At 40.9% G+C, this 20,265-nt stretch carries 23 protein-coding genes and 1 riboswitch; of the genes, 6 read left to right on the forward strand and 17 right to left on the reverse strand.

Annotation, left to right across the window (positions count from 1 at the left end; translation table 11 throughout):
- Positions 1–374: 374 nt before the first annotated feature.
- Positions 375–584, forward strand: coding sequence for a hypothetical protein (locus V7161_RS00775; protein WP_335441828.1), 210 nt, complete (start codon positions 375–377; stop codon positions 582–584).
- A 227-nt stretch (positions 585–811) separates the two neighbouring features.
- Here the strand turns inward: V7161_RS00775 and V7161_RS00780 are convergent, their stop codons facing one another.
- On the reverse strand, positions 812–1,519 hold the full coding sequence (locus V7161_RS00780; RefSeq protein WP_335441829.1) for a glycosyltransferase family 2 protein: 708 nt from the start codon (positions 1,517–1,519) through the stop codon (positions 812–814).
- Positions 1,516–2,214 carry a glycosyltransferase gene (locus tag V7161_RS00785; protein WP_335441888.1) on the reverse strand — a complete coding sequence of 233 codons (699 nt, stop codon included), beginning with the start codon at positions 2,212–2,214 and terminating at the stop codon, positions 1,516–1,518. The genes V7161_RS00780 and V7161_RS00785 overlap by 4 nt, the downstream gene beginning before the upstream one ends.
- 86 nt (positions 2,215–2,300) lie before the next feature.
- Here V7161_RS00785 and V7161_RS00790 point away from each other — a divergent pair, with 86 nt between their 5' ends.
- Entirely contained in the window at positions 2,301–3,260 is a 960-nt protein-coding gene (locus V7161_RS00790) for a GDP-mannose 4,6-dehydratase (protein ID WP_335441830.1), read from the forward strand.
- Between the two features lie 94 nt (positions 3,261–3,354).
- Here V7161_RS00790 and V7161_RS00795 read toward each other — a convergent pair whose 3' ends face one another.
- Positions 3,355–4,350: a glycosyltransferase family 2 protein gene (locus V7161_RS00795; RefSeq protein ID WP_335441831.1), complete on the reverse strand. Its 996-nt coding sequence runs from the start codon at positions 4,348–4,350 to the stop codon at positions 3,355–3,357.
- A 65-nt stretch (positions 4,351–4,415) separates the two neighbouring features.
- Complete coding sequence (locus V7161_RS00800; protein ID WP_335441832.1) at positions 4,416–5,450, reverse strand: glycosyltransferase; 1,035 nt, start codon at positions 5,448–5,450, stop codon at positions 4,416–4,418.
- 226 nt (positions 5,451–5,676) lie between these two features.
- On the opposite strand from V7161_RS00800, the gene V7161_RS00805 reads away from it, so the two are divergent.
- Positions 5,677–6,747: a glycosyltransferase family 61 protein gene (locus tag V7161_RS00805; RefSeq protein WP_335441833.1), complete on the forward strand. Its 1,071-nt coding sequence runs from the start codon at positions 5,677–5,679 to the stop codon at positions 6,745–6,747.
- A gap of 15 nt (positions 6,748–6,762) precedes the next feature.
- Here the strand turns inward: V7161_RS00805 and galE are convergent, their stop codons facing one another.
- From galE to V7161_RS00845, 8 genes are all read right to left on the reverse strand, one after another.
- On the reverse strand, positions 6,763–7,773 hold the full coding sequence (galE, locus tag V7161_RS00810; RefSeq protein WP_335441834.1) for a UDP-glucose 4-epimerase GalE: 1,011 nt from the start codon (positions 7,771–7,773) through the stop codon (positions 6,763–6,765).
- Between the two features lie 20 nt (positions 7,774–7,793).
- Positions 7,794–9,068, reverse strand: coding sequence for a UDP-glucose dehydrogenase family protein (locus V7161_RS00815; RefSeq protein WP_335441835.1), 1,275 nt, complete (start codon positions 9,066–9,068; stop codon positions 7,794–7,796).
- Positions 9,065–9,886 carry a UTP--glucose-1-phosphate uridylyltransferase gene (locus tag V7161_RS00820; RefSeq protein ID WP_335441836.1) on the reverse strand — a complete coding sequence of 274 codons (822 nt, stop codon included), beginning with the start codon at positions 9,884–9,886 and terminating at the stop codon, positions 9,065–9,067. Before V7161_RS00820 ends, V7161_RS00815 begins: the two co-directional genes overlap by 4 nt.
- Positions 9,887–10,077: 191 nt before the next feature.
- Complete coding sequence (locus V7161_RS00825) at positions 10,078–10,680, reverse strand: response regulator transcription factor (RefSeq protein ID WP_335441837.1); 603 nt, start codon at positions 10,678–10,680, stop codon at positions 10,078–10,080.
- On the reverse strand, positions 10,677–11,813 hold the full coding sequence (locus tag V7161_RS00830) for a sensor histidine kinase (RefSeq protein ID WP_335441838.1): 1,137 nt from the start codon (positions 11,811–11,813) through the stop codon (positions 10,677–10,679). Before V7161_RS00830 ends, V7161_RS00825 begins: the two co-directional genes overlap by 4 nt.
- A gap of 6 nt (positions 11,814–11,819) precedes the next feature.
- Complete coding sequence (locus tag V7161_RS00835; protein WP_335441839.1) at positions 11,820–12,557, reverse strand: ABC transporter permease; 738 nt, start codon at positions 12,555–12,557, stop codon at positions 11,820–11,822.
- Position 12,558: 1 nt separating this feature from the next.
- A complete protein-coding gene (locus tag V7161_RS00840) occupies positions 12,559–13,461 on the reverse strand; it encodes an ABC transporter ATP-binding protein (protein ID WP_335441840.1) in 903 nt (300 codons plus the stop codon).
- A gap of 456 nt (positions 13,462–13,917) precedes the next feature.
- The gene (locus V7161_RS00845) at positions 13,918–14,055 is read right to left on the reverse strand and encodes a hypothetical protein (RefSeq protein WP_335441841.1); all 138 of its coding nucleotides are present in this window, start codon (positions 14,053–14,055) and stop codon (positions 13,918–13,920) included.
- A 158-nt stretch (positions 14,056–14,213) separates the two neighbouring features.
- On the opposite strand from V7161_RS00845, the gene V7161_RS00850 reads away from it, so the two are divergent.
- A complete protein-coding gene (locus V7161_RS00850; protein ID WP_223594271.1) occupies positions 14,214–14,381 on the forward strand; it encodes an acyltransferase in 168 nt (55 codons plus the stop codon).
- A 36-nt stretch (positions 14,382–14,417) separates the two neighbouring features.
- Here the strand turns inward: V7161_RS00850 and V7161_RS00855 are convergent, their stop codons facing one another.
- Positions 14,418–14,582 (reverse strand): hypothetical protein, encoded by a 165-nt coding sequence (locus tag V7161_RS00855; RefSeq protein ID WP_335441842.1) that lies wholly within the window; start codon positions 14,580–14,582, stop codon positions 14,418–14,420.
- 49 nt (positions 14,583–14,631) lie between these two features.
- A riboswitch (cyclic di-GMP riboswitch) is annotated at positions 14,632–14,716 on the reverse strand.
- 191 nt (positions 14,717–14,907) lie between these two features.
- Between V7161_RS00855 and V7161_RS00860 the strand changes: the two genes are divergently transcribed.
- On the forward strand, positions 14,908–15,663 hold the full coding sequence (locus V7161_RS00860; RefSeq protein WP_335441843.1) for a M15 family metallopeptidase: 756 nt from the start codon (positions 14,908–14,910) through the stop codon (positions 15,661–15,663).
- Between the two features lie 31 nt (positions 15,664–15,694).
- On the opposite strand, the gene V7161_RS00865 is transcribed toward V7161_RS00860, so the two are convergent.
- Both V7161_RS00865 and V7161_RS00870 read right to left on the reverse strand, forming a co-directional pair.
- Positions 15,695–16,873, reverse strand: coding sequence for a toxic anion resistance protein (locus V7161_RS00865; protein WP_335441844.1), 1,179 nt, complete (start codon positions 16,871–16,873; stop codon positions 15,695–15,697).
- Positions 16,870–17,526 carry a 5-bromo-4-chloroindolyl phosphate hydrolysis family protein gene (locus V7161_RS00870; RefSeq protein WP_335441845.1) on the reverse strand — a complete coding sequence of 219 codons (657 nt, stop codon included), beginning with the start codon at positions 17,524–17,526 and terminating at the stop codon, positions 16,870–16,872. The genes V7161_RS00865 and V7161_RS00870 overlap by 4 nt, the downstream gene beginning before the upstream one ends.
- Before the next feature lie 299 nt (positions 17,527–17,825).
- Here V7161_RS00870 and V7161_RS00875 point away from each other — a divergent pair, with 299 nt between their 5' ends.
- Positions 17,826–18,230 (forward strand): cobalt transporter, encoded by a 405-nt coding sequence (locus tag V7161_RS00875; protein WP_335441846.1) that lies wholly within the window; start codon positions 17,826–17,828, stop codon positions 18,228–18,230.
- Between the two features lie 165 nt (positions 18,231–18,395).
- Here V7161_RS00875 and gloA2 read toward each other — a convergent pair whose 3' ends face one another.
- Together gloA2 and wecB are read right to left on the reverse strand one after the other, a co-directional pair.
- Entirely contained in the window at positions 18,396–18,782 is a 387-nt protein-coding gene (gene gloA2, locus V7161_RS00880; protein ID WP_335441847.1) for an SMU1112c/YaeR family gloxylase I-like metalloprotein, read from the reverse strand.
- Positions 18,783–18,890: 108 nt separating this feature from the next.
- Positions 18,891–20,033 carry a non-hydrolyzing UDP-N-acetylglucosamine 2-epimerase gene (wecB, locus tag V7161_RS00885; protein ID WP_335441848.1) on the reverse strand — a complete coding sequence of 381 codons (1,143 nt, stop codon included), beginning with the start codon at positions 20,031–20,033 and terminating at the stop codon, positions 18,891–18,893.
- Between the last annotated feature and the right edge of the window lie 232 nt (positions 20,034–20,265).

The raw sequence follows: 20,265 nt of genomic DNA on the forward strand, positions 1-20,265 counted from the left end.
TTTGTTTAGTTTTCAAAGAACAATCCGTCGTTCAAAAACGACTTTATTAATATATCATTTTAAGTTGTTAAAGTCAACAACCTTTTTCATTTATCTTTCATCGCCTCGCTGACGACTTTTCCTATATTACAGGAGATTAATAGATTGGTCAATACCTTTAAAAAAAAAAACAAAATAATAATCTTTAAGAGTCTTGAAGATGTGTTTGATGATATCCCTTGTGATGTTCAAAATGAAATAGCCCATGCGGCTACCTAAGGATAAACGGCTGAATATGGGCGATAAAAATCGTTCCCCGCCCTGACTTTCCATTTTTTAATGAATATATTAATTTGAAATGACCATTTAGAAGGGGCGTGGAGAAATGGGGAAAGATGAAAAAACTAATAAAAAGAAACATGACAGTTCCGGGCATAGCAGTTCTGGACATCACAGTTCTGGACATGGCAGTTCCGGGCATACCAGTTCTGGACATCACAGTTCTGGACATAGCAGTTCCGGGCATAGCAGTTCCGGGCATAGCAGTTCCGGGCATAGCCGCTGTAAAAACGACTGTAAGTGTGACTGTCTATGCCAGATTCTAAAGAATTTCATGTTTAGTGAGGTAACCATTAGAACTAAATCCGGAGACATTATAACTGGGGAATTGGAGAAAGTTACAAAGGACTGCTGCGTGAAAATTATCGAACCAGAAACTTTGTCACCTCCTAATAGTCAGAGATTGACCGTCATCCGTTGTAAAGACATTGAAAGCTTCTCCGTTGATTTGCTTGCTTAATAAAATCAGCTGATTCAGCAAGGCCGCACTTTTTTATTCGCTGCCTTGCTTTTTATTTTGAAAAAACCTTTCAATTGATGGGGTGTTGCCAGCGAACAGGCTTTTTCTTCTTAAATGCGGTTCTTTTGCATCAGAATGATGGTGATTTTGTACCGGGTATCGAACATACGCATAATGGTCCTTAGATAAAGAGTACATTTTCAGTCCAACTTCATAGCAAACCCGCTGAAAGCCGCTGTCTTCGCCCAGATTTGCCTTAGGAAAGCAGACTTTGTTAAAAATAGACTTCTTCCAAGCAAGTGTAGCCCCACTTAAAAAATAGGAAGATTTATAGGGGCCGGCGTTTACAATCCATTTATTTTCATAATTAGGGTTATACAAGCGGATCTCATGGTTCCTTTTAAAATAGATATAAAAAGTACCTTTTCCAACAAGATCTGCTCCTGTTAGAACAAGCATCTCATACGCTTCCTTCAAATAATCGGCTCCATAATAATCATCATCATCCATCTTTGCAATATAATCATATTTCGCCGCTTTAACACCTCTGTTTAAACACTCTCCTAAACTCATATCCTCTGGAAAACATAGAATTTTCATCTGCTCATCAGGAACGGCATGCAGGTCCAATGAATTCAGAATCAAAATAAGCTCCTTTTCGGCCAAAGTTTGCTTTTGGAAATTTTCAATAATAAGGTGTACAAATTCCTGGCGATTGGTGCAAGCTATAACGGATATCATAGTCTCTTTCCCCCGTCCCGCACAAAATTTTCAAATGAGTCAGTTACCGCAATCCTTTTACATTGTTTTTGAAAAGTTTCATCCATGATTCCCCAAGTATGACGGTGGTTCTCCTCATATCGAATCAAAACATAATCGTGAAAACCTCCAGAATACAAAGAAATCCGTTGATCTAGACAATCTTTTTGAAATTGCACGTCCTCCCCGCTATTTAGTTTGCGAAAAGAGACTTTTTCCAAGACTTCTCTTTTAAATACTAATGTCCCGCCAGACAGAAAAACTCTTTTATTTTTCAAAAAGAACTGGCTCATTTGCGGGCGAAATAATGTTAACAGCTTATCCCTTTTAAAATATACAAAAATCCCTGCCTTACCGATTACGCTAGCGTCTGTTTGATCCATGCCATGAAGAGAATTTGCTAAATAGGCCGGAGAATAATAGTCATCATCATCAAATTTAGCAATTCGACCAAAGCGAGCCTGCCTCGCACCAAAGTTCAGGCACTCTCCCAAAGTTTTCGATTCGTCTAGCTGAAATACATGAATATTTTCAAACGCTTCGAGTCGGCTTTGCCATTTTTCTAACTGAATTGAATTTTTATTTAAGATAAGGATAAGCTCTTTTTCAGCAATTGTCTGCCGTTGGAAATTATCTATTCCTCTTTCAATCATATGTTCCCTTATCGTGCACATCATAACCGAGACCAATTCATCCCCTCCTACCCATACCAATCTTTATTTACCTCATAGTATGTTATAGACAGGAGAAATAGAGGTGAATCATGGAAAAGAAAGTGTTAATTACCGGCGTAGCAGGATTTTTAGGATCACACCTTGCGAAGGATTTACTCGCTGAAGGCTGTCTAGTTATAGGCATAGATAATCTTTATTCTGGAAAAATAACGAATATTAATGGCCTGCCATATGACAGGTTCATATATAAAGAAATGGATGTGTGTTCGCAGAAGCTAATAACCGACCCTGACTTCAAGAACGTCCAAGAAATTTATCACCTGGCCTCCCCTGCTTCTCCCAAATATTATCAAGCTGCACCCTTCGAAACGATAAATGCAAACACAGTTGGTACGAAGAATATGCTGGAATTAGCGAAAAGACATCAAGCCAAATTGGTCTATACGAGCACAAGCGAGGCCTACGGTGATCCTGAGGTCCATCCGCAGCCGGAAAGCTACCGGGGCAATGTGAATACATGGGGGCCAAGGGCTTGTTATGATGAAGCAAAACGGATGGGAGAGGTCCTGTGCTACTTGTATTTCAAGGAGTATCAGACAAAGGTAAAGGTGGCCCGCCTTTTCAATACGTATTCGGCCGGACTGGCCAATGATGATGGCCGGGTGATCTCGAACTTTGTTACCCAGGCATTAAAAGGGGAGGACATTACCGTTTATGGCAACGGGACACAAACCCGGTCGTTTTGCTATGTAACAGATACAATCCGCGGTTTGAAGCTTTTAATGGAAAAGGACGAGGCAAATGGGGAGATCATTAATATCGGTAACCCAGTAGAATATTCAATCCTGGAATTGGCCGAGCGGGTCAAAAAGCTAACAGGTTCTGAAAGCACGATTACATTCCACCCGCTTCCCGAGGATGATCCTAATGTTAGAAGACCTGATATCCAAAAAGCGAAAAAAATATTAGGATGGCAACCAGTGACAGCATTAGAAGATGGACTGAGGTTAACAGTTATGGAGTATCAGAAAAAATTGAGTATATACTAAATGATTTGAAAAAATGAAGCATGGAGTCTCTGACTTCCATGCTTTTTCAATTTGTTTTTCCCTTTCAATATGCACTTTTTTAGAAAAACGTTTATTATAAGGTATTCAGTAAAATATAATAATCTTTATTATATTTTAAATATCGGGTTCCTAATCTCCTAATTATTTTGCTTGTATTATCATTATCTAGTACGATAATGGCATCTATCTTCCCATTTCTTATTTTTCGAATTGCAGAAGAAAAGTTACTGCTATTTTTATCGATGATACCTGTTACCTCTAATCCACTTAATGGGGCGACTTTTTGGATATAATTTTCACAGGTTTCCAGTTCCCCTATAACCATAACCTTGGGTGGATGTTGTTTTTGTTCACTTTTCATTCGATAAACAGCCTTTGAAGCAGCTACTTGTATTTCATGAATCGTTTCAAAACCATTTTTGTGTGACAGTGAATTCTTCTGTATGCGATAATCCAGTAAAACCTTCGGAACTTTCTCCAAATCGCCTTTTTCTAATAGTTTTAGCCATAAATCATAATCATAAGCAATTTTATAGCTGGGATCGTATCCTCCCACTTCCCAAAAGGCACTTTTAGAGAACATAACAGAACTATGCGTTAAAGGGCAGCCCCAAAAAATAATTTTCCTGATTTCCTTTTTTGAAACATGATAGTTTCTGCTTAATGTATATTCTTCATATACAGAATCTGGGACATCATCATCCCCGGAAATACATCTTACGAACGTTGCCACACCTACTAAATGCGGGTTTTCCTGAATGAATTTTACTTGTTCTTCTATTCTTGTTGGGTAACTATTGTCATCGGCATCCTGGATAGCAATCCATTGGCCGTTTGCTTCCTTAATTCCTAAGTTTAAGGCATTGGCCGCGCCGCCATTTTGTTCTAAATGGATTACTTTAACTCTCTCGTCTTGGATTCCATCTAATATCTGTTTCGTTCTATCAGAAGAACCATCATTAACTATTATGAATTCCAATTCAGTATAAGTTTGAGCCAAAGTGTGAAGGATTGCCTCTTGAAGAAATTTCTCTCCATTATGGACAGCCATAACCATAGAAACAAGCATATTTTCGGTCTCCATCCTTCCAATTAAATGCTCTTTTTTAAAACACATTTATTGTTTCAAGCAGCTTACATTATTTTTTGACAACCTTTTTTAAGAAGGTACTTCATCTGCTCTACATTGGAATCACCCGTATTGTCGCTAAATAAACGAACCATGTTTTTATAAATCGGAATATCCTTCCATAAATCATCCGAGGAATTCCAAATGCTTAATAGAAATATCTCGGGCTCTTCCTTTCCAAACTTTTCAGCCAACAGACTGCTAAATGAAACCAGGGTTTTGTATGGTTTTCGATACTCATTAGGATGTTCTTGATGATAGCCGATTTCCTTTTCAATGATGACAAATTGGTAACCGTTTTGATATAACCGATATCCAAGCTCCCAATCTTCACCAGAACCTCTAATTAGCCTTTCATCAAATTGTCCAATTTTTTCAAATGCTGATTTTTCCACGGAAACATTACGTGTAATAAATAATAACCATGGTGCAACGGTTAAATCATAAAATTCTTTTCTTAACGAATCATCCATTCCATCATTTATGGACAAGATTTTATATACTTTGTCAAAATCATTTCGAATGTCCTCCTGTGTTAGGACAGAGGTGATCTCGGCTGCTTTAATATAGGAGTTCTTCCACAGCCCTGTTCTTTTAAGCGATTGTTTCATAATAGAAGATTCCCAACTCGAAAAACTTGGAAAGTATAGACTATATATGCCTTTATAGCAATATGGAGTTCCTGATACAACTGCATTTTCGTGTTTTAAGTGTAAATGGTAATGCGTCTCAATAAAATTAGGAAGAACTAAATAATCTGCATCACAAAAAATGATATACTTCCCCATTGCTTTTTGAATTCCGGCATTTCTAGCTGCACCTGGTCCTTGTCTATTCTCTAATGACACGAAGGAAAACGGATAGGGCGCTTGTGCTGAATAATGTTTCAAAACTTCAACAGTATGATCGGTTGAAGCATCATTTATTACTACTACCTCGAAAGGGAGTGGATTGATTTGCTTTTCGAAAGAGGTCAGGGTCAGAAGTAATTGCTCAGCCCTGTTATGCACAGGAATAACTACGCTAAACAATAATTCCATTGAATCTCACATCCTTGGTTTTACTTAAAATGTTCAACTGTCCAAGACAGTATATGATAGAAGGAATTAACCTGTGTAAGACCTAAAAGAAATGAAAATCGTAATAGGTTTATGTTATTATCCCAATTTAAAAAATCAGTATGGATTCAGTAACATGTTCTCTCAAAAAGGAATAGTTAATATGTACGGAAACGTGTAAGCAAAAAAATAAAATGAGGGGAATTTTTTGAGCGATATACTGCCGCCTATTGGAATCTATAACTCAGTAAAGGAATGGATTCAAGCGAATCCCGAGTCTTTTTCTCAGGGAGTGATTTTTAAGGAAATTTATCAAGCAACCTCTTTTTCAAGGCAAATTAAATACCCTCCAATTCGCTATCCATTTAAATTAGAAAGTGGATCTGTCGGAGTGATACCCGGAGGACGTGTATGCGGGCTGAATGGAGCGATTTTAACCCCGGATAATCATCTGATTTGGGATGTTTCTTTAGAATTTGTACATCCACGCTCCAATCATTCGATTTTTAAAGAGAAAGAATTGCCGCCGATTTCTCAGCATGTTGAAAAGGCTGTAGATCTAACCCATATAGTGGGAGGGAATTATTATCATTGGATGTACGAGACGCTTCCCCGTGTTCACTTGCTGAGACAGAGCGGAATCGAGGCTGATTTGTTTATTGTGAAGCCGGAACCCTATGTTATTCCATTTCAGCTTGAGACACTAAATGAATTAGGTATAACTGCGGACCAGCTGATCAAAACACATAGCACGTTTCATATTGAAGCGGAGAATTTGATTGTTCCTTCCCAGCCATCATTTGCAACAAAGTGGGCATTTGATTTTTTAAGGCGTACTTTTTTAAAAGATAGCAGTGCGACACCGCCCTATGATCAAAAAAGAATCTATATTACCAGAAGATGGTCACGAAAAATTTTAAATGAAGACCACTTGATGGAGGTACTGACGCAATACGGCTTTATTAAAATCGAACTTGAAACCCTCTCAGTCGCTGAACAGGCGAAGCTTTTTTCTACTGCTGAAGCGATTGTTGCAGCACATGGAGCAGGATTGGTCAATTTGACCTTTTGCCAGCCAGATACAAAGGTGGTTGAAATTTTTCCGCCAACCTATATAACTTCCCTATATTGGGCAATCAGTTCATTTGGAAACCTGAATTATCGTTCTTTTATTGGTCTAAAGGATCCTGAAAAGTCACCTCATGGTTGGAATGGCTTTGATAATATAACAATAAACATTCCAAAATTCACAGCTTTCTTGAGAAACATAAAATTATAATAAAAACAATCCGCCTTATTGGTGCGGATTGTTTTTTGCTTTATATCCGTTTGGATGCTTTTGATGCCAGTTCCAGGCCGTCTCGATGGTTGTCTTGATATCGTATTTCGCAGACCAGCCCAGCATGTCTTTCATTTTTCTTGAGGAGGCCACTAAGCGGGGAGGATCCCCTATTCTCCGCGGTTGTATTTTCACATTGGCTTTGGCCCCTGTTACCTGCTCACAGAGGTTTATCATTTCTAGAACGGAAACGCCTCGTTCATTTCCTAAATTGAAGGTTTCAGCAACCTTTTGACTGCTGCTTTGAAGTAAATATTCAAGTGCTAAAATATGTCCCTCCGATAAATCACTAACGTGAATATAGTCGCGGATGCATGTGCCATCCGGCGTCGGATAATCATCTCCAAAAATTTCAATATAAGGCGTTTCCCCCTGTAAATGCCCTAATATATTCGGAATTAAATGAGATTCAGGATTATGGTCTTCACCGATTTCACCGGTGTGATGTGCTCCAGCTACATTAAAATACCGGAGCGAAATATATTGAAAATCATATATTTCTGAGATACTGTTTAATATGATTTCTATCATTAACTTTGACTTTCCATAAGGATTAATGGGGTTGGGAGTCAAGAATTCAGTGATTGTTTCTTGATTAGGGATTCCGTATGTCGCACATGTCGAGGAAAAAATAAAATTCCTTATTTTGTGTTCTATCATTTTATGAAGTAATTGGACTGTGTTTGAAACATTATTATGATAGTATTTAAGTGGAAAATGAACGGATTCCTCCACAAGACAGCTACCCGCAAAATGCATGACTGCCTTTATAGGATAGGCTGCAAAGATCTCTTCGAGCACCCCCGGATCTCCCATATCTCCCCGAATAAATATTGCCCTTTCGTCAACGCTCACAACATGTCCTGTTGATAAATTATCAAGCACTAAAACAGAGTACCCTTTATCCGCCAGGTCTCGGACGACATGACTACCGATATAACCGGCTCCACCTGTGATGAGAATCATGTTCTCCCCACCTTCTTTTTTCAATAGTTGGCAATACCTATATAATAAAATCCTAGGTTCTCCATTTGATCTTTTTCAAGCATATTCCTGCCGTCAAATATATATGGCTGCTTCATTAAAGGCTTGAGTTTTCCCCAATTGATGCGCTTATATTCCTCCCAATCGGTGCAGATAACAATCGCATCGGTGCCACTGATTGTTTTTTCTACTGTTCGGCATTGGTGAGGCCATAATTTTACGATAGGGTCATGTACCTTGATATTTGCCTGCTCCTCTAGCAATCTATCAATCAGGGTGATGCTTGGCGACTCCCTTGTATCATCGGTATTCGCTTTAAACGCTAAGCCAAGCACGGCAATCGTTTTATTATTCAATTCGCCACCCAAGGCATCCTTTATTTTGTTGATAAAATACAGCGGCTGCTCTTCGTTCACTTTTACCACTCTCTCGAGTATTGTCAAGGGCCGGCCCTTTTCGTTTGCTATCTGAATTAGCGCATTCACGTCTTTAGGAAAACAAGAGCCCCCATAACCCATTCCAGCACGGAGGAACTGCGGTCCAATCCGCTCGTCAAGTCCAATTCCCTGTGAGACATCATTCACATTAATACCTAATTCATCACACAATCGAGACAGCTCATTAATATAGGAAATTTTCAGGGCGAGGAAGGAATTTGAGGCATACTTGATCATTTCGGAGGCTTTGGGGTTGGTTTGGACGATAGGACACTGAAAGTTTTTATATAATTCTTTCATGATCGTTCTGGCAGCTTCGCTTTCTGTGCCGATGACAATTCGATCCGGGTTTAGTGCATCCTGAAGGGCGGAGCCTTCGCGGAGAAATTCAGGATTTGAGACAACATCGAATGGAATCTGAGCCGTTTGCTTGGATTGGATCCACCCCGTCACCAATTCCGCCGTCCCAACGGGCACAGTGCTTTTCGTTACTATGACTTTATAGGTGTTGATATTTTGACCAATGGATTCAGCAGCTTTTCTGACAAAGGTTAAATCAGCGTTTCCGTCTGTTCCTTTTGGAGTTCCTACGCAAAGGAAAATTACATCATTTTCCTTAATGGCCTTTTCTGTATGATTGGTGAAAGCAATATTTTGGGCTTGGATATGCTTTTTTAGAAGTTCCGCAAGACCAGGTTCATAGAAATATAGATTCCCTTCTTGCAAGGAGCGTATTTTGTGGTCATCAAGATCCAGTCCTGTTACCTTGTGGCCCATCTCGCAAAAAATCAGCCCTGTTGTCGTCCCCACGTATCCTGTTCCGACTATTAAAATGTTCACAGATCCTTATCCTCCCTTGGTCCGCAAATATGATTAATCAGTGCAACGTACTCTGAACTTTTAGCGATATCAAAGCACATGCCGTCAATTTCGAGTCCATAGCTTGGATAATCATTCGCCATCGCTTTAATCGCATCTGTTAATTGAATCTCCCCGGCAGCACCGGGCTTTACATTCTCAAGATAGCGAAAGATTTCAGAGTCAAAAATATACCTTCCGATAACTGCCAAATCCGAAGGCGGAGACTCCTGCGGCTTTTCGACAATGTCTTTGATGATATATTGGTTATCCTTTAATGTTTCCGGCTGAATCACTCCATAGTTTTTCAGCTCTGAAGCGGATATTTTTTTCACACCAATGACATTCCTCTTATATACGCTGAACAAATCGATTAACTGTTTTAACGGTTCATTTTTTTCTGAAAGAATAATTTCATCCGGCAGCAAGACCGCAAATGGTTCCTTGCCAACAAAGTGCTTCCCTAACAAAACGGCATCACCCAGCCCGCGGGGATACTGCTGGCGAACATATTGGAAATGCACGTCAGGAAGACTGATTTCTTTCAATAGATGCTTTTTATCCTTTTCTTCTAAGTAGGTTTCCAATTCTACCGAACGGTCGTAGTAATCCAGAATCATGTTCTTAGACCTGGATACAACGACTAAAATCTGCTCAATTCCTGATTTGATGGCTTCTTCAACCAAGAAATCAATGGCAGGTCGTCCACAAATCGGCAACATCTCTTTCGGCAATACCTTTGTGATTGGCAAGGTTCTGGTTCCATACCCTGCTGCAGGAATAATGGCCTTTCTAATCATGACACCCCTTCCCTCCTTACGAACTAGTATCACTATATTCCTGAATTGATTTGAAGGAAGGTTGTCCAACATAGAAAGGGCGATAAAATAGGTAGTGTACAAGGTACTGTAGACTAAATTTGCGAATTGATAATTAGGGGAGCCGCCTCAAAAAATAGGAGCCCATTAACAGGCCCCTTCTGATTTTAGAATTAGATCCAACCATTATTCTGAGCGATGGAGGCGGCTTCAGTTCGGTTTTTGGCGTCGAGTTTGTGGATGATTTCGGAGATGTAATTGCGGACGGTGCCGGATGATAAATAGAGTTCGGATGTGATTTCTTTTGTTGTTTTCCCTAAGGCTGCTAATCTAAGAATCTCTTGTTCTTTGGGAGTGAGCGGGTTTTCCTCACGGATGAAATTAAAGGTGAGTTCTGGGCTGAATACCCGTTTTCCCGCCTTCACCTTGCGGATCGCATCTGTTAGTTCTTCTATCTCCCCGTCCTTAAGCAAATAACCGTGAACACCAATTTTCAAGGCACGTTCAAAATAGCCTGGGCGGGCAAAAGTGGTGAGAATGATGACTTTACTGGGCGCAGCCAGCCGTGCCAGCTCTTCCGCCACCTCGAGCCCATTCATTACAGGCATCTCAATATCCATTAAACAGACATCCGGCTTAAGCTCAAGGATAGAGGCAAGTGCTTCTTCCCCATTCATTGCATGGCCAACTACCTTCATGTCGTTCTCTAAATCTAGTAACGATCCGAGTGCTCCGAGTAGCATCCGTTGGTCCTCCGCGAGAAATAAGCGAATCAACCCGCAGCACCTCCTGCCTTTTTAATAATTGGAACGGTCATTTCTAAAACAGCGCCATTATGATTCGATAGGTTTAGTGAGCCCTCGATAAGGGCCAGCCGCTCTACCATCCCGCTCAAGCCATTACCGAACTGCTTTTTCTTTGCTGGGACCCCCATCCCATCATCATGAATCACAACCTTCATTTTTTCAGAAGATAGATTGATGGAAACAGAACAATGAGTCGCTCGGCTGTGTTTTACGACATTTGTCGCTGCCTCCCTTACACACATCCCGACAATATTTTGTGTAAATGGGGGGATTTTTGAAAAGTCATGAACTCCATCGTATTGATAGGTAATTCCCGCCGCCCGCAAAATTTGCTGGATTTGGATGAGTTCTTCGGCAATAGTCGCTGCTCGCATGTCCGTCACAAGTTCTCGTACCTGCTTAAGCGCTGCCCTAGATGTCGTTTCCATTTCCTTTGCTTCAAGCCGTGCCCTTTCTGGGTCGACAACGGTCAGCCGCTGCACAAGCTGGCTTTTTAGGGTCAGCAAGGACAACGTATGACCAAGCGTATCATGAAGGTCGCGGGCAATCCGCACCCGCTCCTCCCGCTTCACCAATTCTTCGATTTGCTTATTTGCTTTATCGAGCTCCTTTTCCAGCTCCATCCTCCGGTTCATCGAGCGGATGCCAAACGGCGAAATCAGCATGATGATGAGAAATGGAACAAAATAAATGAGCTCAGCAGGCGTGAAAAAGGCTTTTGTCTTCATTAAATGAAAGGCAAACGGGAATAATTCCACGCACACAAGGCAGATAAGACCCCGATAGAAAACTCGTTTATCCCGATACCAGCCGATAAAATTCGCCGGAAAAAATCCTAAAAACATATAGTTTAGGTGATAAAACAACGTCAAAATAAAAACGATTCCCATTTGCAAAGCAAGCCAGTAGGTGAACCTTCTTTTTCCCATTGAAAAATAAAGCTGGCGGTACGTCACCAAAAATAGCAGCACCATTCCAAACCCAAGCAGCTGCTTCAACCCTGCCTCCTTCGTCAGATAGTAAATCGGAAATCCGATATAAATGAGGAAGATATAGGGGAAGAAGCCGAATTGCCGCGGGAACAGGCTAAACGACTTTTTCATCCTTCATCACACCGCTTCTTGTTTTCTTCTAATATACATCGATAGTAGCATGAACAAGACTAAATAGGCGATCAAAATCAGAATATTTTTCCAATCCGGCATGTTCCCGCGAACAATCTCCCAGGCGCCATTGCCAAAATTATAGGATGGCAGCCACTTACCAATGGCTTGCATCATTTTCGGCATAATCTCAAGCGGCATCCATAGCCCGCCTGAAATCGCGAGCACCATATAAAGGACATTGCTGACACCTGCTGCTGTTTCTACTTTTTTCATCATTCCGACGAGAGTGCCGATTGCAAGAAATGGCAGCGAGCCAAGCAAAATCCAGACACCGCTAAGGATCCATTCAGTTGCTGTTAAGGAAACGTCATTGATTAAAGCTCCGGCGATAAAAATAATCGTGATCGAACAGGCATGAATTACGTTTTGCCCGACCATTTGCGCGGCAAAATAAACGCTGTCTGATAAGGGGGTAATTCGAATAAATGTTGACCAGCCTTGCGAACGCTCCTGCACCATCCGGATTCCGAGCGTCATCATCGATGAGCCCATCACACTGAATACCGTCATTGACATGAGGTAATGCGCCTTCCACTGTGCCTTGTCCGGTGCATTTGTATTGACAACATTCGTGAAGATATAATAGAAGAGAATCGGCATCACCAGCGACCAAAACACGAAATAGCGATTCCTTAACACACGAATAATCTCTGTTTTACATTGCATATGAAATACTTTCATCTTATATAGCCTCCTGGGCGTTACCCGTCAATTGTTCGAATGCTTCCTCCAGCTTGCCGCGTTCAATTTGGATATCCCTCGCACCGATTTTTTCTTGAAAAATTAATTCAAGAACTCGGTCCGTATCCGTCGACTGCACGTAAACCCGGTTATTTTTTCGATAAATATCATCGATTTCACTGTGAAGATATAACTTTTCTAAAGATAGTTCCGGATCAACAATAAAGGACACTGACTGTTTGGAAATTCTCGCTTTGATTTGCTGCGGCGTTCCGTCCGCCACGATGCTGCCGTCTTTAAAAAGTAAAATTCGATCGGCTGCGTCATCGGCTTCCTGGAGATAATGAGTCGAAAAAATAATGGTTTTGCCTTGTTCAGTCAGAGCCCGAACGGTCTGCCAAAAGCGATTTCTTGAAGTAATATCCATCCCGACTGTCGGTTCATCGAAAATAATCAATTCGGGATTTCCTGCCAGAGCAAGAGCAAAACTAAGACGGCGCTTTTGTCCGCCTGATAATTTTTCCGCCCGGGTTTTAAGGTCCTGTTCAGTAAGTCCTGCTAAATTGATGAGTTCCTCCAGGTCGAGCGGACTTGGATAATAGCTTCTGATTAATTGAAGAATTTCCCGAACCTTTAGGCCCGTCATCACACTGACCTCCTGCAGCATCGTCCCGATTTTTTCGCGGACTTGCTTTTCATGAGGTTCAAGGTTAAACAGGCTGATCTCCCCGGCTGTTGGCTTGAGAAGCCCTAAGATCATCGAAATCGTCGTCGTTTTCCCAGCACCATTCGGACCGAGTATCGCCACAACTTCTCCTTTGCCAATTGAAAAAGATACATTATTTACCGCTGTTTTATGTTGAAAAGACTTTGTCACATTTGTTAAGGTTAAAATTGCGTTCATGTTTCGAACACCTCCTGCTTTCTTGATTTCATTGTACTTCGGAAGGGTGGGAAATTTTAGTAAGCAGTGTCATTAAAATGAGGTGACATTTGTCATATTGTTGTAAAGGGTTACGGATATACTTAGTACTGCCTTTGGATGGTGGTGACTAAATAGGCTAATAGTCATAATGGCTTATGCACAGGTTTTGTTGCAATCACCAACAATTTCAGGCTCTCTATCCACACTCCATCGTGATATATCCACACTTTTCAGACTTTTATACACAAATTATGTGCATAACTATAATTATCCGATTAATATCCACTCATGTATCCACAATCTTGTTAGACTTATCCACTTTCCCTAGAGGTTTATCCACAAAATATGTTCAGGTATCCACATTTACACGGTGATTTGTCCACAATATACAAAAAAAAGACCCAGAACGTTGTCTAGGTCTTTGGGCTAATCTAATTATGTGGTGGAAGGGTTATTTTCGCTGGAATCGTTTTCATCGACAATTTCCTTGAGCTCGCCCGTATCGCCTTTTGCATTGATGATTTCAAATATTTGATTTAAGCCATCGCTTATTTTATCCTCATCTTTTTTCATTTTGACAGACCTCCTCTTTTTATTTTTTAGGATGGCCAACAAGATAGGAAACTATGACAAATAATGTCGATAACATTCACAAACCCCTTGACAATATTCGTCTTTTTTCACGTCTATCATTTGCTATCTTTAAAGAAAAACTAGTAGGGGGCAAGAGGATGGATTTTGAGATTCTGTTAGATGCCATTTTAGGAGAACGACGAATTTTCCACATAATTGAATGCCCTGTTTGTGGATTTGAAGAAATTTATTATGAACATCATGTAACGAAAAGACTGCTTGGACGAGCCTGTTCCTGCTGTAACTTTGTACAAAGGTTCTCATAAAAAAAGCCTGGAATCCCAGGCTTTTTTTGACAACGATTACATTTTTGCCCCTAGCTCCACGGCCTTGCTATTATGGTAGCTTGATTTTACCCTTAACTTCATTCTTAATTCCTCATCAAGACAATCCTGCTGCAGGATTTCGTTGTGGCGGTACTGGATTAAATGATAATAATATTTGCCTCGAATAAACATTTTCAACACATGATAACCCCCCAATTGTGGTTTACATAAATCGCAGGAGTACGTCGTGTTCGGTAACTGGCTAGCATCGTCGTTAAACATTAGCCCCTGTAGTTTTGCGTCACCACTTTTCAATGGCTTTGCCGTTTCGTACGATTTATGTGTTTATCAAAAATATATCCAACAAATTTATAAATGAAAAGTGTCTTAGGACCCAACAGGTGGGTAATTTTTTCTATTTTCCGCTAGGATGATTGTTTCTAAATAGGACTTGTGAGGTTTTAAGTCTATTAATAGTGTCCATGATGATAACAGGATTTAATTTAAAAAAAAAAGGAAGTTATTCATGTTAAAATTATGGTCCCTTACTTTTTGTCTTCTCCTGACGGCTCTCATGTTAACAGGCTGCATGGAAAAATTTCATTTTGCCCAGGAAGAAGAAAATATCGCTTTGAACAAACCATCATCATCTACGAACAAGACCCGCTCACAATCCTTGGATAGTATCTCTGTTGTCGCCAATCCAGAAAGTATCCCCGTTCTTGTCAATAAACAGCATAAATTGCCGGAAAATTATTCGCCTGAGGATTTAGTGGATGCGAATATCCCGTTTATTTTTAAAGAAAAATCCGAGAAGCGAAAAATGCGTATGGCAGCGGCGTCCGCGATCGAAAAACTTTTCACAGGTGCTAAAAATCAGGGCGTAAATCTTTTAGGTGTTTCGGCTTATCGTTCACACATCGCTCAAACAGCTTTGTTCAATAGTTATGTAAAGCAAGATGGATTTGAAAGAGCATCAACCTATAGTGCGGTTCCCGGAACAAGCGAGCATGAAACTGGGCTTGCCATTGATGTGACTGGCGGGGATAGCAGGTGTGCAGCTGAGGAATGCTTTGGAGGAACAAAAGAGGCAAAATGGCTTCAGAAGCATGCCGCTGATTACGGCTTTATTATCCGCTATCCGAAAGGAAAGAGTGCCATCACCGGCTATACCTACGAGCCGTGGCATCTTCGCTATGTCGGAAAAACGATGGCTAAAAAAATCATGTCGCGTGACATTACCCTGGAGGAGTACTATCACACTGTGCCGGTTAATAATTAAAAGAGGTCTCCACCTGGAGACCTCTTTTGTGTTATTTTCCTTTTATCTCTAATAATTTTATTTTTAGGTCGTTTTCCATTGTGGCAAGTTCTTGTTCAGCAGCTCGGCGTTTGTGGCGGCCTTCCTCTTGAATTCGCAAAGTTTCTTCGAGTGTGGAGATGAGGTTTTCCTGGGTCTTCTTAAGTGTTTCAATGTCAACAAGGCCGCGCTCGTTTTCTTTCGCTGTTTCAATCGTATTTGTTTTTAACATTTCAGCATTTTTTAACAGCAGTTCATTCGTTGTTTTGGAGACCTGCTTTTGTGCCTCCACCGCATGACGCTGGCGGATTAATGTTAAGGCAATGGCCACTTGGTTTTTCCAAAGAGGAATCGCGGTCATGATCGACGATTGAATTTTTTCCACCAATGCCTGGTTGGTGTTTTGAATCAGGCGGATTTGCGGTGCGCTTTGAATCGTAATTTCCCGGCTCAACTTCAAATCATGAAGCCGTTTATCCAAGCGGTCGGCAAATTGAATCATATCGTTGACCTCTTGAAACTTCATCTGATCATTGGAAGCCTGTGCAGCTTGTTTTAACTGCGGGATAATTTTTTCATTCATTTCCTCAAGCTTGATCTCCCCAGCTGCAATATAGACATTCAAAGCGTGAAAATATTCTTTATTCGTTTCATATAACTGCTCAAGCAACTTGATATCAGACAATAGTACATTTTTGCTGCGGTCAAGCTTCACACTGATTCGGTCAATTTGAGCTCCAGTTTTTTGATATTTGGAGAGAACCTCTTGTATGGAACCGGAAATTTTTCCAAACATACGCGCAAACAAGGATGGCTTCCCATCCTTTAGATCATCCGGATTTACTTCATTCAAGCGCTTCATTAAGTCACTGATTATGTCTCCGATTTCGCCGACATCCTTTTTCTGAACGTGCTCGAGCATCGTGTGCGAAAAGCTGAGGAGCTTGCCTTGGGCCTGGGTGCCGTATTGAATCATCGCCTGATGGTTGGCGGGATCAATTTGCTCGGCAATCTGATACGCTTTTGCCCGATGCTCCTCAGGAATGACGTCAATTAACTTGACCCGCTTTGGTTCCCCTGTCTGCGGGATCGGGCTTTTAGATGGCGCGAGTCCGTCGCCAAAGGGATTAGCAAGGATATCATCTAATAAGTTGCCCGATGTGTTGGGCTGGATTGGGTTGTTTTCGCTCATTTTAGCCACCTATTCTCTTCAGGAAATTTAGAGTCTTTTTGTTTTTTGATTGTATGCTTTGCGACATCTATTTCAAAATTTAAAGTATCGATATCATCTGATATGACGTGGTATAAATCTTCTTCCAAGACCCGTGTCATTTCATTTAAGGTTCGGCGTGTTTCAATTAAGGACTGGTCCAGCTCCATGCTTTTTTTCGGCTGAGTGGATAGGAAGTTATATTTCTCGGTCAGTTCCACCACGGAATCCAGATGAGAAAAATAAAAGGGCTCCGCCTGGTAAAAACGCTTCGGCTCTTTTAGGGTCATCTTGTGTATTTTCTTGGTGATTCTTAGGATATCGATTCTCTGCTTTACAGATGAAATATCGCGGATGGTGAAAAGGTTTTTATTCAAACGATGGATTTTTCGCTTGGCTTCCTTTAAATTTTTCTTAATATAGCGGTATTCTTTGCTTGAAAGCTGATGCTTTTTTAAAAAGTTCTTGTTCATGAACAGCCCAAGTATTAGGTGGGTTAAAACACCGCCCGCAATCGCATAGCCCAGGGATGGCAGGAAGTGCAGATCAAGCGCTAAATAGCTGATTAACCCGGTTAAAACGGTGACAGGGACAGCCACAAATGAACGAATGATTAATGAAAGGATAGGGTTCATAAAAATCGACTCCTGACTAGGTTTCCTTTATATTCATACGAATGAAATCAATAGAATGTTTCACATTCTTGTAATTTGTACCAAAAGAAATGATTTCCATCTACTACTTCCACAATACATGAAAAAACTCCTGCCCGCCATAGACCTCGAACGGAAAGAAAACTAGGACTTGAGACGTATTTTGGACATCCTTTCAAGGGGAGAAGAATTCACCAATTTCTAATAATATGGGCACCAACCCAAGAATTATCTAAAAAGGCACATAGGCTAATTACGATTATGAGGAGAAAGGAGATCGTATGTATTATTCTTATAGAAAGCCCGTAGAGAGTTATCATGGAAATCATCACCATGTACAACATCATTATGAGGACAACCATCATGGGGGCCATCACTATGGACACCATACAAATTCCCATTTAGGTCTTGGTCAAGTTGGTAAAGGGCTCCTGGGTCTTGGTTTGGGATATTTAGGCTCCGGACTGCTTGGAGGAATGGGAACTGGAGGATTGGGTGGCTATGGCGGCTTCCCAGGTTACGTCCCTGGGCCGGGTGGTGGAATTTACGGCTATGCTCCGGTTCCTGGCGGCTATCCAAGTCTAGGAAATGTTGGTTACCCAGGATATGGGCCGAATATAAACCCCTACACATTGAGCAGCTATGGCACCTGGTCCCCACAAGAATACGGCCTGCCGAGATACTAGCTGTTTAATAGTGACGTTCATTTAATGGTGTCATTAAATAGTATCATATGGTGTCAGGCACCGCTCGTGGACAGTTAGGCTGAATTGTACATTCCACGCGGACAAATAAAAAAAAGAGAAGGGCGTGTTGACCGAGTGGATATGGTCTCCTGCTCTTCTTTTTGTTTATTTCTCATAGAGTTCTATTGGCAGTCCGTCTGGGTCGGGGAAGAAGGTGTACTTCTTGTTGGTTACAGGGTCGATTCGGATCGCCTCAACATTTATTTGGTGTTTTTTAAAGTAGGCTGCTGCCTCTTCTATATCATCCACTTCAAAGGCAATATGTCTTAAACCGGCAGCTTCAGGGTAGCCGGGCCGTGCTGGCGGGTTTGGGAATGAAAACAATTCAATCTGGTACTGTCCATTTATTTCTAAATCCAGCTTATAGGAATCTCTGTCCTCTCGATAAACCTCGCTTATAGGGTTCATCCCTAAAATCCGCACATAAAAATCCTTCGACTTTTCATAATTCGTACAAATGATTGCAATGTGATGAATTTTATTAAACTTCATTAATGACCACATCTTTTCTTCAGAATTCGATAAATAAACAGCCCTCTTGTCTTTTAACCAAAGACAGGAGGGCTGATAAACCTTACATAATACTAGTACTTTCCCTGCTTACGCCATGTCGGCAGGTCGTTGTTCGCTTCTTCCGAAGTGATAAAGAATCGCTTCGACGATTCGTTTGGAGGCGAATCCGTCTCCGTATGGATTGGAGGCTTTCGCCATTTGATCATGGGCGGACTTATCAGACAATAATTCATCTGCCAGCCCAAAGATGGTTTCTTCATCTGTACCTGCTAGCTTCAATGTCCCCGCTGCAATTCCTTCAGGCCGCTCAGTTGTATCGCGTAAAACAAGAACAGGAACACCCAAAGATGGCGCCTCTTCCTGAACCCCGCCGGAATCAGTCAAAATTAAATAGGCCCGTGAAGCAAAGTTATGGAAATCAATTACATCCAACGGCTCGATCAGCTGAATTCGATTGTTTTCTCCCAAAACACGATTAGCAATTTCACGAACCACTGGGTTCATGTGTACAGGATAAACGACTTGTACATCAGCATGTTTTTCCACTACTCTGCGAATCGCACGGAACATGTTTTCCATCGGTTCACCGGTGTTTTCTCTTCGATGGGCCGTCATTAGAATTAATCGATCGTCCCCAAGCTTATCCAAAACAGGATGGGAGTAATTCGTTTTAACGGTTGTTTGTAAGGCATCAATCGCGGTATTTCCTGTAATAAAAATAGCTTCTTCTTTTTTATTTTCTACTAATAGATTTTGCTTTGATTGTACTGTTGGCGAAAAATGAAGATCAGCTAATACACCTGTCAGCTGGCGGTTCATTTCCTCAGGGTATGGTGAATATTTGTTATGAGTGCGAAGTCCTGCTTCCACATGACCAATCGGAATTTGATTATAAAAAGCCGCTAAACTTGCCACAAATGTTGTCGTTGTGTCACCATGAACGAGAACGATATCGGGTTTTACCTTTGCCATTACATCATTAAGCCCCTCTAAGCTTCGTGTGGTCACATCAATCAAGGATTGACGTTCCTTCATTACATTTAAGTCATAGTCAGGTGTAATTTCAAAAATATTTAAGACCTGATCCAGCATTTGGCGGTGCTGTGCTGTTACCGTTACAATCGATTGAATTTGATCAGGATGTTTTTCTAATTCTTTAACAAGCGGAGCCATTTTAATTGCCTCCGGTCTTGTTCCAAATACGGTCATTACCTTCAATTGATTTGTCATAAAAACCTCCAAAGAATATATGTACCATCATTATACAATTCACTATTAGTATTTAAAAATTGACAGCCAAATCATAGCCTAACTATCATGATATCAAATTACACTAGCAGGCAAAAGCAATAACCGAATGAAAAAGGTATTTAATGAAAACAAACTGGCTGGGAGAAGGTGAAGGTGAACAATGCACGGGATTACTTAGCTTATTTAATTAGAAAACTCATTGAATTTTAAT

Source organism: Neobacillus drentensis, from assembly GCF_036965425.1.
In the GTDB taxonomy this organism is placed as follows: Bacteria; Bacillota; Bacilli; order Bacillales; family Cytobacillaceae; genus Neobacillus; species Neobacillus drentensis_F.

Coding starts and splice junctions, on each gene's coding strand:
- V7161_RS00775 (WP_335441828.1), top strand. CDS start 375: ATGAAAAAACTAATAAAAAGAAACATGACAGTTCCGGGCATAGCAGTT.
- V7161_RS00780 (WP_335441829.1), bottom strand. CDS start 1,519: ATGATATCCGTTATAGCTTGCACCAATCGCCAGGAATTTGTACACCTT.
- V7161_RS00785 (WP_335441888.1), bottom strand. CDS start 2,214: ATGATGTGCACGATAAGGGAACATATGATTGAAAGAGGAATAGATAAT.
- V7161_RS00790 (WP_335441830.1), top strand. CDS start 2,301: ATGGAAAAGAAAGTGTTAATTACCGGCGTAGCAGGATTTTTAGGATCA.
- V7161_RS00795 (WP_335441831.1), bottom strand. CDS start 4,350: ATGCTTGTTTCTATGGTTATGGCTGTCCATAATGGAGAGAAATTTCTT.
- V7161_RS00800 (WP_335441832.1), bottom strand. CDS start 5,450: ATGGAATTATTGTTTAGCGTAGTTATTCCTGTGCATAACAGGGCTGAG.
- galE (WP_335441834.1), bottom strand. CDS start 7,773: ATGATTCTCATCACAGGTGGAGCCGGTTATATCGGTAGTCATGTCGTC.
- V7161_RS00820 (WP_335441836.1), bottom strand. CDS start 9,886: ATGATTAGAAAGGCCATTATTCCTGCAGCAGGGTATGGAACCAGAACC.
- V7161_RS00830 (WP_335441838.1), bottom strand. CDS start 11,813: ATGAAAAAGTCGTTTAGCCTGTTCCCGCGGCAATTCGGCTTCTTCCCC.
- V7161_RS00835 (WP_335441839.1), bottom strand. CDS start 12,557: ATGAAAGTATTTCATATGCAATGTAAAACAGAGATTATTCGTGTGTTA.
- V7161_RS00840 (WP_335441840.1), bottom strand. CDS start 13,461: ATGAACGCAATTTTAACCTTAACAAATGTGACAAAGTCTTTTCAACAT.
- V7161_RS00845 (WP_335441841.1), bottom strand. CDS start 14,055: ATGAAAAAAGATGAGGATAAAATAAGCGATGGCTTAAATCAAATATTT.
- V7161_RS00850 (WP_223594271.1), top strand. CDS start 14,214: ATGGATTTTGAGATTCTGTTAGATGCCATTTTAGGAGAACGACGAATT.
- V7161_RS00860 (WP_335441843.1), top strand. CDS start 14,908: ATGTTAAAATTATGGTCCCTTACTTTTTGTCTTCTCCTGACGGCTCTC.
- V7161_RS00865 (WP_335441844.1), bottom strand. CDS start 16,873: ATGAGCGAAAACAACCCAATCCAGCCCAACACATCGGGCAACTTATTA.
- V7161_RS00870 (WP_335441845.1), bottom strand. CDS start 17,526: ATGAACCCTATCCTTTCATTAATCATTCGTTCATTTGTGGCTGTCCCT.
- V7161_RS00875 (WP_335441846.1), top strand. CDS start 17,826: ATGTATTATTCTTATAGAAAGCCCGTAGAGAGTTATCATGGAAATCAT.
- gloA2 (WP_335441847.1), bottom strand. CDS start 18,782: ATGAAGTTTAATAAAATTCATCACATTGCAATCATTTGTACGAATTAT.
- wecB (WP_335441848.1), bottom strand. CDS start 20,033: ATGACAAATCAATTGAAGGTAATGACCGTATTTGGAACAAGACCGGAG.